This is a genomic window from Streptomyces sp. NPDC058796, from assembly GCF_042745235.1.
Lineage (GTDB): Bacteria > Actinomycetota > Actinomycetes > Streptomycetales > Streptomycetaceae > Streptomyces.
In genome coordinates this window covers 1-12,107 of record NZ_JBHYOP010000005.1, presented here as the reverse complement: position 1 = coordinate 12,107, position 12,107 = coordinate 1, and the positions used below count along the sequence as shown (strand labels likewise).

Genomic DNA, 12,107 nt, shown 5'->3' with positions numbered 1-12,107 from the left:
CTGATCGACGCCGGCTCGACAGGGGCCGCACGGAGATTCCGGACAACCGGCCGGGCGACCCCGTCGAACGCGTGGACGATCACAGGTGGGCGGGAGCGTCCTCACCCGTGCGCTGCTGCGGGAACGCGACGCCGCCCTGCTGGAGGGCGACCGTACGGGCGGGCGCGGGGATGCGGATGCCCTCCGCGCGGTACCGCTTGTGCAGGCGTTTGATGAACTCGTGCTTGATCCGGTACTGGTCGCTGAACTCGCCGACGCCCAGGATGATCGTGAAGCCGATCCGGGAGTCGCCGAAGGTGTGGAAGCGTACGGCGGGCTCGTGGTCCGGGACGGCCCCGGCGATCTCCGTCATGACCTCCGCGACCACCTCCGTCGTGACCCGCTCCACATGGTCCAGGTCGCTGTCGTAGGCCACACCCGCCTGCACCAGGATGGTGAGCTTCTGCTCGGGCCGCATGAAGTTGGTCATGTTCGACTTGGCGAGCTGCCCGTTCGGAATCACGACCAGGTTGTTGGACAGCTCACGGACGGTGGTCTGCCGCCAGTTGATGTCCTCGACGTAGCCCTCCTCGCCGCTGTCGAGCTGGATGTAGTCGCCCGGCTGCACGGTCTTCGAGGCCAGGATGTGGATGCCCGCGAAGAGGTTGGCCAGCGTGTCCTGGAGGGCGAGTGCGACCGCCAGACCGCCCACGCCGAGGGCGGTGAGCAGCGGGGCTATGGAGACGCCCAGCGTCTGGAGCATCACCAGGAAGCCGATGGCCAGCACCAGGATGCGGGTGATGTTGACGAAGATCGTGGCCGACCCGGCGACCCCGGAACGGGAGGTGGTCAGCGTCCGCACCAGACCGGCGATCACCCGGGCCGCCGAGACGGTCGTCACGAAGATCAGCAGGACCGTCAGCACCTGGTTGACGTTGTGCTGCACGGTCCGCGTCAGCGGCAGCGCCGCCGCGGCCCCCGCCACGCCGCCCGCGACCGCCGCCCAGGGTGCCACCGTGCGCAGCGCGGCCACGATCACGTCGTCGCCGCTCCAGCGGGTGCGCCCGGCGTGCCCCGCCAGCCAGCGCAGCAGCACGCGCAGCAGGAACGCCGCCACCAGGCCGGCCGCCAGCGCGATGCCGGCGGGCACCAGGTGGTCCATGGTCAGGTCTTCGGTCACCGGTCACCTCGGGATGTCGGTTTGCATGACTGCCCCGGTCCGCAAGGCAGTTCGACCGGGGCGAGCGTTCATCCTGCCGCATCCCGAGCGGTGCTCCGTACCGCGCCGAGGGGTCAGGCGTCCCGGCGCTCGATGGTGAGCGCCAGTCGCGGCAGCACCCGGCCGGCGACGGAACCCGAGGGGACCTGCCCCACGCGCACCGCGCCCATCGCACGGTAGAAGGGCTCGGCGTTCGGGTCCGCGTCGATGGTGAGCCGGGTGAAGCCCAGGTCCCGTCCGGCGGCGACGGTGTGCGCGAACAGGCGGCGGCCGACTCCCCGGCCGATCACCCGCGGCTCGACGAACATCATGCCGAGCACCCCCACGGGCGGCTCTCCCTCGAGCGTCGTGAAACCCAGGACCCGGCCGCCCGCGTCGGCCACCAGGGCCCGTCGGCGTGCGACCTCGTCCGCACGCACGGTCAGCTCCTCCCGGCACGCCTCCAGGAACCCGGCGTCGTAGCCCCAGTGCGCCTTGGACCGCAGTGCCAGCTCGCCGAGCAGCTCCGCCTCCGAGGCCCTCGCGGGCCTGATCAGCACGTCCATCTGCCCCTCCCCAGTCAGGTCCGGTTCCCGCGATCCTCGCACCCGCCTCAGATCACCCGCATCCGAACCAGCGCCGCCAGCGTCAGGGCCCCCGGCAGCAACGGCAGCCAGACGGTCAGCAGCCGGAAGGCCAGCACCACCGCCGTGGCCACGGCCGCCGGGCCGCCCGCCGCCACCAGCGCCACGACCAGCGCCGCCTCGACCGAACCGATGCCGCCCGGCGTCGGCACCAGCGCGACCGCGACCGTCGCCGCCAGGTACGCCACCGCCATGTGCCCGACGGGCACGTCGAGCGCCAGCGACTTGCCCACCATGACCAGCGCCGCCGTCTGGAGCGCCGGGAAGGCGAGCGCCCCGCCCCACAGCGCCAGCGTCCGCGCCGGGCGGGCGTGCACCGAGCGGGCCTCACCGAGCGCCGTCCGCAGGAAGGACTCCACCGCGCCGCGCAGCCGCGGCACCAGCGCCAGTACGCCCGCCGCGACGACCGGCACCGCCCCGGCCGCGATCAGCAGCGGCCCCACGGCGCCGTCGGGGAGGAGCGTGCCGAGCCGCAGTGCGCCGGGGAACGCGAGCAGCAGGGCGCCCAGCAGCGCGACGCGGCCGACGCTCTCCGCCAGCAGGTACAGGGCGAGGGCGGCCGAGGAACGGGCGAGCGGCAGCCCGCACACCGCCATGAACCGCAGATTGACCGCGCTCGCGCCCAGTCCCGTCGGCAGCAGGTGATTGGCCGCGCCCGCCGCGAACTGCGTGGCCAGCAGCCGCCGCCGGGGCAGCCGCCGGACCACGGCTCCCTGCCGGGTGCAGGCCGCCGCGACCCAGGTCAGACAGGTGGCGCAGGCCGCCGCCAGCAGCCAGGGCCACCGGGCCGTCGCGAGATGGCCCAAGCCTTCGGCCAGCACCGACCGGTGCCGCACCGCGACCACGGCGACCAGCAGCAGCGGGAGCACGCAGCACACCCGCCGGACCAGCCGGGCACGGCCCTCCCGGCGGACGGGGGCGCGCACGGGCACGGACTCCTGGGGAATCTCCACCGCTGTCACACCACAAGAGATTCCCCGAGCCGCGCCAACTGCGGATGGCCGACGCGCGGACGACGGCTTACGGACCGCGGGCGGCAGGCTCACTCCTCGACGCTTGACCTCAAGGAAACTCGAGGTTCTACCGTCACCCGCATGAGCATGGAGACCACAGCCTGGACCCAGCTGCACAGCGTCATGAACGCCGAGCAGGACCGCCGCCCCCTCGCCCGCGCCACGCTGCGCCGCATCGGCGCCTTCGCCCGCCCGCACCGCTCCCGTATCGTCCGGTTCGTCCTGCTCGGGGTGGTGACCGCACTCTTCGCCGTCGCCACACCCGTACTCGCCGGACGCGTCGTGGACGCGATCGTGTCGGGCGGCGACGAGGGCACGGTCGTCCGGCTCGCCCTGCTGATCGCGCTGATCGCGGTCGCCGAGGCGGCACTCGGCATCCTCTCCCGGAGGCTGTCGGCGATGCTCGGGGAGGGACTGATCCTCGATCTGCGCACGGCTGTGTTCGATCATGTGCAGCGCATGCCGGTCGCGTTCTTCACACGCACTCGTACGGGCGCCCTGGTCTCCCGGCTCAACAACGACGTCATCGGCGCCCAGCGCGCCTTCAGCAACACCCTCTCCGGCGTGGTGACCAACCTGGTCACTCTGGTCCTCACCCTCGCCGTGATGCTCACCCTCTCCTGGCAGATCACCCTGCTCGCCCTGGTCCTGCTCCCCGTCTTCGTGCTCCCGGCCCGCCGCATGGGCCGCCGCATGGCCCGCATGCAGCGCGAGGCCGCCACCCTGAACGCCGCGATGGGCACCCGCATGACCGAGCGCTTCTCCGCACCCGGCGCCACGCTGATCAAGCTGTTCGGCCGTCCCGAGGAGGAGTCGGCCGAGTTCGCCGACCGCGCCCGCCGCGTCGCCGACATCGGCGTGCGCACCGCCACCGCACAGGCGGCCTTCATCACCGCGCTCACCCTGGTCTCCGCCCTCGCCCTGGCCCTCGTCTACGGCCTCGGCGGCTTCTTCGCCCTGCGCGGCACCCTGGACGCGGGTGCCGTCGTCGCGCTGGCCCTGCTGCTCACCCGCCTGTACGCGCCGCTCACCGCGCTCGCCGGGGCCCGTGTCGAGGTCATGAGCGCCCTCGTCAGCTTCGAGCGGGTCTTCGAGGTACTGGACCTGGCCCCGCTCATCGACGACAAAACCGACGCCGTCCCGGTCCCCGACGGCCCGGTCGCCGTCGAGTTCGACGACGTCCGCTTCGGCTACCCGTCCGCCGACAAGGTCTCCCTGGCCTCCCTCGAGGAGGTCGCCGCGCTGGACACCCGGGGCGGCGACGAGGTCCTGCACGGCCTCTCCTTCCGCGCCGAACCGGGCCAGACCATCGCCCTCGTCGGCTCCTCCGGCGCCGGCAAGTCCACCATCGCCCAGCTCCTGCCGCGCCTGTACGACACCGACGGCGGCACCGTGCGCATCGGCGGCGTCGACGTCCGCGACCTGAGCGCCCGCTCCCTGCGCGACACCGTCGGCATGGTCACCCAGGACGGCCACCTCTTCCACGACACCGTCCGTGCCAACCTGCTCCTGGCCCGGCCCGGGGCCTCCGACACCGAACTGTGGGACGCGCTGCGCCGCGCCCGCCTGACCGACCTCGTACGGTCCCTGCCCGACGGCCTCGACACCGTGGTCGGCGAGCGCGGCTACCGGCTCTCCGGCGGAGAGCGCCAGCGCATGACCATCGCCCGGCTGCTGCTGGCCCGCCAGCGCGTCGTCATCCTCGACGAGGCCACCGCCCACCTGGACAACACCTCCGAGGCCGCCGTCCAGGAGGCCCTGACCGAGGCACTGGAGGGCAGGACCGCCGTGGTCATCGCGCACCGGCTGTCCACCGTCCGGGCGGCCGACCAGATCCTGGTGGTCGAGGCCGGCCGCATCGTGGAGCGCGGCACGCACGACGAACTCCTCACGGCCGGCGGCCGCTACGCCCAGCTGCACCGCACCCAGTTCGGGCGGCGGGCGATGGAGAAGGCCGCATAGCGGACTAAGCGGGGCCAGGGTGCTGCTGCCCGTGCGGCCGGGGAGCACCCGCCCGCACGGGCAGGTCCTGCTCGGCCCAGACCACCTTCCCCGACGGCGTACGGCACGAGCCCCAGCGCCGGCACAGCATGTTGATCAGCTGGAGACCGCGCCCGCTCTCGTCGCTCACGTCCGCGTGCTGGATCTGCGGCAGGTCGGGCCCGGAGTCGGAGACCTCCACCGACAGCCGCTCGTCCCGCAGCAGCCGCAGCTCACCCGGGGCGTTCCCGTACCGCAGGGCGTTGCCCACCAGCTCGCTGACGACCAGCTCCGTGGTGTCGACCAGCTCCTCCAGCCCCCACTTCACCAACTGCTCGCGCACCGTCGTGCGCGCCTGCCCGGCGGCCTTGCCGTCCGGCGGCAGCGTCCGTACGAACACGTCACCGTCCGGACCCAGCGGACGGGCGCCCGCGACCAGGACGATCGCGTCGTCGGACCGGTCGCTCCCCACCCGCTCGGTGACCGCCCGGCACACCGCGCCGCCCTCGGGCACGGCGCCGCCGGCCGCCTCGCGCAGCCGCTCCATCCGGTCGGCGAGCCCGGCGGTCCGCGACCTGAGCAGGCCGTCCGTGTACAGCGTCAGACGGCTCCCCCCGGGCGCGGGAACGTCCACCGGGTCGTACGGGATCACCCCGGCGCCCAGCGGCGCTCCGGAAGGCACGTCCAGATACGCGGCGATTCCGTCGGCGCCGGTGAGCAGCGGCGGCGGATGACCGGCGCTGGCGATGCGGAAGGCGGAGCCGTACGGGTCGTAGACCGCGCACAGACAGCTGGCGTACTGGTCCTCCTCCAGGTCGCGGGCGGCCAGGTCCAGCCGGGCCAGCAGCCGCTCGGGCGCGATGTCCAGCGCCATCAGCGTGCGGGCCACCGTGCGCAGCCGCCCCATGGTCGCGGCAGCGGCCAGCCCGCGCCCCATCACGTCGCCCACCATCAGCGCGGTGCGCCCGCTGGGCAGCGCGACCACGTCGAACCAGTCGCCGCCCACGGCGCCCGGATCGGCGGCGGGGTCGTAGCACGAGGAGACCGCGAGCCCCGGGGTGCTCGGACTGGACCGGGGAAGCAGCGCGCGCTGCAGCGTGACCACGTGCTCGCGCTCCCTCCCGTAGAGCCGGGCGTTGTCGATGGACACGGCCGCCTTGGACGCCAGCTCCATGGCCAGCGCCGCGTCGCCCTCGGTGAACGGTGCCCGGCTGCCGGCCCGGACGAAGTCCGCCAGCCCCAGCAGCACCCCGCGGGCGACCAGCGGAACCACCAGGTACGAGTGGACTCCCGCGCGCCGCATGACGTCGGCGGACTCGGGGGTCGGGGCGACGACGGCGTAGTCCGCCCGCGTCATCCGGGCGATCAGCACCGGTTCGCGCGTGGTCAGGCACCTGAGACCCAGCCGGTCCGCGCTGTGCACGGACAGCTCGCCGACCGGGTCCGGCGCGAGGTCCAGGCCGTCGATCTCCGCCACCGCCATCGCCCTGAGCCGCGGGGGTTCGCTGCCCCGGACGCGGTCGCCGTCCTGGAACCGCAGCACGGTGTCCAGCAGGTCCACCGCGGAGCCGTCGGCCAGCTCCGGGACGGTGAACGCGGCCAGCTCCTCCGCCGTGCGCCGCAGGTCCAGCGTGGTGCCGATCCACGTACCGGCCTCGTTCAGCCAGGCCAGCCGGCGTCGCGCGCCCAGTGCCTCCGTCATCGGCCGCAGCGCTCCGCGCAGCGCCCGGCGCCCGCCGACGAGCGCTTTCGCAGGGCGGCGCACCTCGCGCCGCCACGGTCGCTCCCGCACGCGTCGCCTCCTCCCACGCCTCCTGCCCCGATTCTGCCTCGCCTGCGGACGGGCGGCGACGGCGGCGCCGCGACGGATGGGACGGGAGGCCACGGCTCCGCCGGGGTTGTGCCTCAGGCGCGCAGCCACACCGCCGTGTCCCGCGGCAGCCGGCCGTCCCCGTCCAGGGGGCCGCTGCCGAGCAGGAGCGTGCCGTGCTCCGGCAGGCGGACCGGCCCGGGGGACAGGTTGACCACGCACATCAGGCCGCCGGGGCGCCGGAAGGCCAGGACGCCGTCCGGCGCGGGCAGCCAGCCGAGCGGACCGTCGCCGAAGCCGTCGGTGGTGCGCCGCAGGCGCAGTGCCTCGCGGTAGAGGGCGAGCATCGACGCCGGGTCGCTGCCCTGGCGGTCCGCCGCGTATGCCGACCAGCCCGCCGGCTGCGGCAGCCAGGGCTCCGTCTCGGAGCCGAAACCGCAGTACGGGGCGTCGGCCGACCACGGCAGCGGCACACGGCAGCCGTCCCGGCCGGGATCGACGCCCCCGGAGCGGTGGTGCATCGGGTCCTGGATGCGGTCGAGCGGGACGTCGGCCTCGGGCAGACCGAGCTCCTCCCCCTGGTACAGGTAGACGGACCCGGGCAGGGCCAGCGTCAGCAGCGCGCCGGCCCGGGCGCGCCGCGTCCCGAGCGTCAGGTCGGTGGGCGTGCCGAAGGCCTTCTTGGCGAAGTCGAAGCCGGTGTCCTCGCGTCCGTACCGGGTCACGGTGCGGGTCACGTCGTGGTTGCACAGCACCCAGGTGGCGGGGGCGCCGACGGGGGCGTGCTCGGCGAGTGTGTCGTCGATGGTGCGGCGCAGCCGGTCCGCGTCCCAGGGGCAGGACAGGAAGTTGAAGTTGAACGCGGTGTGCAGTTCGTCGGGGCGCAGGTAGCGGGCGAAGCGTTCGGCGTCGGGCAGCCACACCTCGCCGACGAAGACGCCCCCGTACTCGTCGGCGACGGCCCGCCAGGAGCGGTAGATGTCGTGCAGTTCGTCCTGGTCGATGTAGGGGTGCGGGTCGACGCCCTCCTCGAAGTCCGCCAGCGCGGGGTCCTTCGCGAGCAGGGCGGCGGAGTCGATGCGTACGCCCGCCACCCCGCGCTCGAACCAGAAGCGCAGCACGTCCTCGTGCTCCTGGCGCACCTCGGGGTGGGCCCAGTTCAGGTCGGGCTGCTCCGGGGTGAACAGGTGGAGGTACCACTCGCCGTCCGGGACCCGGGTCCAGGTGCGGCCGGAGAACTGGGAGGGCCAGTTGTTGGGCGGCAGCTCGCCGTTCTCACCGCGTCCGGGACGGAAGTGGAAGCGTTTGCGCTCCGCGCTGCCGGGGCCGGCGGCCAGCGCCGCCCGGAACCAGGCGTGCCGGTCGGAGACGTGGTTCGGGACGATGTCGACGATGGTGCGGATGCCCAGCTCCCGCGCCTCGGCGATCAGCTTCTCGGCCTCGCCGAGGGTGCCGAAGGCCGGGTCGATGGTGCGGTAGTCGGCGACGTCGTAGCCGCCGTCGACGAGCGGCGAGACGTACCAGGGGGTGAACCACACGGCGTCCACGCCGAGTTCGGCGAGGTAGGGCAGTCTCGCCCTCACGCCCGCGAGGTCACCGGTGCCGTCGCCGTCGCCGTCGGCGAAACTGCGGGGGTACACCTGGTAGATGACGGCGTCGCGCCACCAGTCAGCGGTGCGGTGCGAGTTGGGGGCTGCCACGTGACGGTCCTTTCGGGCAGGTCGGATCTTCGCCGCCGGCCCGGACAGGGCGGGGCGGCCGGGCGGGCCGGCGGCGAAGGCTGACGGGGACGGAGCCGGGGAGGGGCGGCGCGGGGCGCCTCAGCCCTTGAGTCCGCCGGCGGTGAGTCCGCTCATGATGTTGCGCTGGAAGATCAGGAAGATGATCAGGGTCGGCAGCGAGGCCATGGTGAGCGCGGCGATCAGCACGTTGACGGGCACGCCGTTGGACAGCGAGTAGATGCCGACGTTCAGGGTCTGCTTGGCCGGGTCCGGCAGCGTCAGCATGGGCCAGAGGAAGTCCTTCCAGACGCCCACGATCGCGAAGATGGACACCACGCCGAGGATCGGCCGGGAGATGGGCAGGACGATCGACCACAGGGTGCGCATCGGTGAGGCGCCGTCCATGGACGCGGCGTCCAGCAGCTCCCTCGGGATCGAGTCGAAGAACCGCTTCAGCAGGAAGATGTTGAAGGCGTTGGTCACCGAGGGCAGCCAGATCGCCCACGGCGTGTTGAGCAGGTTGCGCTCGAAGACCGGCACGTCCAGCACCGTCAGGTACTGCGGCACGACCAGCACGGTCGCCGGGATCATCAGCGTCGCCAGCATCATGCCGAGGATGGCCTTGCCGAAGACCGGGCGGAGTTTGGACAGCGAGTACGCCGCCGCCACGTCCAGCACCAGCTGGAAGGCGAGCGCGCCGAACGCGTAGTACAGCGTGTTGCCCAGCAGGCCGGCCAGGTCCATGACGTTCCAGGCCTGCGAGTAGTTGTCCGGCTGGAAGGACTCGGGGATCAGCGTCGGCGGGGTCGCGACCGCTTCCTGGGTGTCCTTGAAGCCGCTGGAGACCATCCAGTACATCGGGCCGAGGAAGACCACGGTGAACACCGTGACGACCAGGCCGAACGTCAGCCAGTACAGGCGTTTGCCGCGCGGCCGGGCGAGCTGGGCCGGCGAGATGAGCGTGCGTGTGGACATCGGTGGATTCCCCCGGCCTATTCGTTCCCGGCGCGGTTCAGCTTCACGTACGCCGCCGAGAAACCGGCGAGCAGTACGAGGAGCAGCAGACCGAGGGCCGCAGCGGCGCCGTAGTTGTTGAAGTTGAAGGCGTACTGGTAGATCAGGTAGACGACCGTCGTGGTCGACCCCTCGGGTCCGGCGCCGCCGGTGAGCAGGAAGGGCTCCACGAAGACCTGCATGGTGGCGATGATCTGCATCAGCAGCAGCAGCGACAGGATCAGCCGCGTCTGCGGGATCGTCACGTGCCAGATCTTGCGGAACAGTCCGGCCCCGTCCAGCTCCGCCGCCTCGTAGAGCTCCCCGGGGATGCCCTGGAGAGCGGCGAGGTAGATGAGGGCCGCCCCGCCCATGTTCATCCAGGTCGACGCGATCACCACGGAGAGCATGGAGAGGTCGGGGTCCTGCAGCCACTGCTGCTCGGGCAGTCCCACGGTGCTGAACAACTCGTTGAGCAGGCCGTAGCCGGGGTCGTACAGGTACTTGAAGAGCAGGACGGCGGCGACCGGCGGCAGCATCACCGGCAGGTAGACCAGCAGCCGCAGATAGCCCTTGCCGTGCCTCAGTTCGTTGATGACGAGCGCGACGACGAACGGCACCGCGAAGCCGAGCACCAGCGCCAGCACGGTGAACAGCAGGGTGTTGCGCCAGGCCTGCCAGAAGGCCGGGTCGTTGAAGACCGTGCGCAGGTTGTCCAGGCCGACCCAGGAGACCTCGCCCTGGTCCGTCTTCTGGAAGGCGAGGAGGAACTCCCGGACCATCGGGTACCAGGAGAAGAACGCGAAGCAGAGGACCCCGCCGATCAGGAAGCCGTGCGCGGTGAGGTTGCGCTTCAGGCTCCGGGCGAAGGCCCCGCCGGGCGGGGGCGGGCCGTCCGGCGGCGGCTGGGCGTGGCGGGCTCTCGCCGCCTTGCTCGGGGACAGGCTGGGGGCCGACATCGTCGCTCCTCGGTACTGATCTCATGGGCCCCGGGGGGCGGTGCGGCCCGCCCCCCGAGGGAGCCGGTCACTGCGTGGCCAGAACCTGGTTGACCTGCTGCTCGGCCGTTTCGAGCAGCTTGTCGATGTCGGCGTCCTCGTTGGTGAGGATGCCGGACATCACGTTGTCCAGGACCTTGTAGACCTCCTGGGCCTTCGGCGGCTCGGCCTTGCCCGGGACCGGGGAGTCCATGAACGTCTTGAAGTTCTCGACCGGCATGGTGGCGTGCTCGACGCGGGCCGCGTCGTCCTTCTTCTTCGACTCGTTCAGCCAGAAGTTGGGCTGGGGGAGACCGACCGGCAGGTCGTCCTTCTTCTTGCGCTCCCAGTTGAACTGGCCCTCGCCGACGGTGAGGTTCTGGAAGTTGAGCCAGGCGATCGCGGCCTTGACCTTGTCGGGGGAGATGCCCTTCTTGATCATGTAGCTGTTGCCGCCGGCCAGGGTGTTCTCGGCACCCGGGATCGGCCCCATACCGAAGTTCTCGTAGTCGGCGCCGAGTTGCTGGACCATGTACGTGATGTCGTCGGGCGCGGCGAGGAACATGCCGAGCTTGTCGGTCGCGATCTGCTTCTGCAGGTCGCCCCACTTGAGCAGCTGGGTCTTGCCCATGCTCCCGTCCTCCCAGCGCATCGCGTGGAGGTTCTCGGCGACCTGCTTGCCCAGCTCGTCGTTGAACGCGGCCTTCTTGCCGCTCGCGTCGACGACGTCGCCGCCGAGGCTGTACATCTGGGCGGTGAAGTGCCAGCCGCCGGTGTTGCCCGCGCTGTACTCGCCGAAGCCGGCGATGCCGTCGCCCAGGTCGGAGATCTTCTTGGCGGCGGTGCGGACCTCGTCCCAGGTGCGCGGCGGGCTGTCCGGGTCCAGTCCGGCCTTCTCGAAGAGCTTGCGATTGATCAGCAGGCCCATCGTGTAGTTGCTGGTCGGCAGGCCGTACAGCTTGTTCTCATGCTTGAGCTGGCCGAGGACGTTCGGGTCGATGTCCGCGAGGGCCGGCACGGTCTTGTCGTTGACGTACGCGGTGATGTCCTCGGCGCCGTCGTTGTCCAGCACCTGGGGCAGGTCGGTGAAGTACGTGTAGAAGACGTCGGGCTGCGACTTGGCCTTCAGCATCGCGGTGAAGCGCGGGGGCTCCAGGCACTGACCGGGGGTGGAGCGGCCGTCGATGGTGACGTTGGGGTACTTCTCGTTGAATTCGGCGACGTCCTCCTTCCACTCCTTCAGCTCGGCCGCCTTCGCCGCCGGGGGCATGCAGTCGATGGTGATGGTCACCTTGGTCTTCGGGTCCAGGGGAGCTGCCGGGTCGGAGGACCCGCTCCCGCCTTCGGAACCGCCGCCGTCGTCGCTGCTGCTCGTGCCGCAGGCGGCCAGAGCGGTCAGCGTGAGGGCGGAGACGAGCGTGATGGCGCCGGCACGACGGGTACGGCGGAACCGAGCACTTCTCATGGGTGGTCCCCTTCGGGCATGAACGTGGAAGGCGCCCCACCGCCGATGCGTTGTGGGGCGCCGCTCACTCAACCACCGTGAACAAGTGAACGCAATATCTCGCGCAGGTTTCGTAATTGTTCGACAGTCTGCTGTAGATGTTGAGGGTCGATTGAGGGCCGGTTACTTGACGGCCGCCTGTGCGGTGGAGCCGCGGACGACGAGTTCCGGTTCGAAGAGCAGCTCGCGATGGGGCACTTCGGTGCCCTGGATCTGTGCGCAGAGGAGGTCGACGGCGGCGCGTCCCATGGCCTCGATGGGCTGGCGGACGGTGGTGAGGGGTGGTTC

General features: G+C 71.7%; 10 protein-coding genes. 1 reads left to right on the top strand and 9 read right to left on the bottom strand.

Features of this window, described 5'->3' with window-relative positions:
- Window positions 1-79: 79 nt before the first annotated feature.
- The 3 genes from ACFW47_RS14295 to ACFW47_RS14285 form a co-directional block, all read right to left on the bottom strand.
- Window positions 80-1,141, bottom strand: a complete 1,062-nt coding sequence (locus ACFW47_RS14295; RefSeq protein WP_386278597.1) for a mechanosensitive ion channel family protein — start codon at window positions 1,139-1,141, stop codon at window positions 80-82.
- Between the two features lie 131 nt (window positions 1,142-1,272).
- Window positions 1,273-1,743, bottom strand: a complete 471-nt coding sequence (locus ACFW47_RS14290) for a GNAT family N-acetyltransferase (protein WP_386277934.1) — start codon at window positions 1,741-1,743, stop codon at window positions 1,273-1,275.
- A 47-nt stretch (window positions 1,744-1,790) separates the two neighbouring features.
- The gene (locus tag ACFW47_RS14285; protein ID WP_386278595.1) at window positions 1,791-2,690 is read right to left on the bottom strand and encodes a YbhN family protein; all 900 of its coding nucleotides are present in this window, start codon (window positions 2,688-2,690) and stop codon (window positions 1,791-1,793) included.
- A gap of 231 nt (window positions 2,691-2,921) precedes the next feature.
- Between ACFW47_RS14285 and ACFW47_RS14280 the strand changes: the two genes are divergently transcribed.
- Complete coding sequence (locus ACFW47_RS14280) at window positions 2,922-4,796, top strand: ABC transporter ATP-binding protein (RefSeq protein ID WP_386306107.1); 1,875 nt, start codon at window positions 2,922-2,924, stop codon at window positions 4,794-4,796.
- 4 nt (window positions 4,797-4,800) lie between these two features.
- Here ACFW47_RS14280 and ACFW47_RS14275 read toward each other — a convergent pair whose 3' ends face one another.
- From ACFW47_RS14275 to ACFW47_RS14250, 6 genes are all read right to left on the bottom strand, one after another.
- Window positions 4,801-6,606 carry a SpoIIE family protein phosphatase gene (locus ACFW47_RS14275; RefSeq protein WP_386305932.1) on the bottom strand — a complete coding sequence of 602 codons (1,806 nt, stop codon included), beginning with the start codon at window positions 6,604-6,606 and terminating at the stop codon, window positions 4,801-4,803.
- Between the two features lie 113 nt (window positions 6,607-6,719).
- Window positions 6,720-8,324, bottom strand: a complete 1,605-nt coding sequence (locus ACFW47_RS14270; protein ID WP_386277930.1) for a glycoside hydrolase family 13 protein — start codon at window positions 8,322-8,324, stop codon at window positions 6,720-6,722.
- 120 nt (window positions 8,325-8,444) lie between these two features.
- On the bottom strand, window positions 8,445-9,320 hold the full coding sequence (locus ACFW47_RS14265; RefSeq protein ID WP_073728334.1) for a carbohydrate ABC transporter permease: 876 nt from the start codon (window positions 9,318-9,320) through the stop codon (window positions 8,445-8,447).
- Window positions 9,321-9,337: 17 nt separating this feature from the next.
- Window positions 9,338-10,297, bottom strand: coding sequence for a carbohydrate ABC transporter permease (locus ACFW47_RS14260; RefSeq protein WP_386305931.1), 960 nt, complete (start codon window positions 10,295-10,297; stop codon window positions 9,338-9,340).
- A gap of 67 nt (window positions 10,298-10,364) precedes the next feature.
- On the bottom strand, window positions 10,365-11,780 hold the full coding sequence (locus ACFW47_RS14255; protein ID WP_386277925.1) for an extracellular solute-binding protein: 1,416 nt from the start codon (window positions 11,778-11,780) through the stop codon (window positions 10,365-10,367).
- Between the two features lie 162 nt (window positions 11,781-11,942).
- Window positions 11,943-12,107: substrate-binding domain-containing protein (locus ACFW47_RS14250; protein ID WP_386306106.1), on the bottom strand; the 165-nt coding region annotated here is incomplete at its 5' end.

Coding starts and splice junctions, on each gene's coding strand:
- ACFW47_RS14295 (WP_386278597.1), bottom strand. CDS start 1,141: ATGGACCACCTGGTGCCCGCCGGCATCGCGCTGGCGGCCGGCCTGGTG.
- ACFW47_RS14290 (WP_386277934.1), bottom strand. CDS start 1,743: ATGGACGTGCTGATCAGGCCCGCGAGGGCCTCGGAGGCGGAGCTGCTC.
- ACFW47_RS14280 (WP_386306107.1), top strand. CDS start 2,922: ATGGAGACCACAGCCTGGACCCAGCTGCACAGCGTCATGAACGCCGAG.
- ACFW47_RS14265 (WP_073728334.1), bottom strand. CDS start 9,320: ATGTCCACACGCACGCTCATCTCGCCGGCCCAGCTCGCCCGGCCGCGC.
- ACFW47_RS14260 (WP_386305931.1), bottom strand. CDS start 10,297: ATGTCGGCCCCCAGCCTGTCCCCGAGCAAGGCGGCGAGAGCCCGCCAC.
- ACFW47_RS14255 (WP_386277925.1), bottom strand. CDS start 11,780: ATGAGAAGTGCTCGGTTCCGCCGTACCCGTCGTGCCGGCGCCATCACG.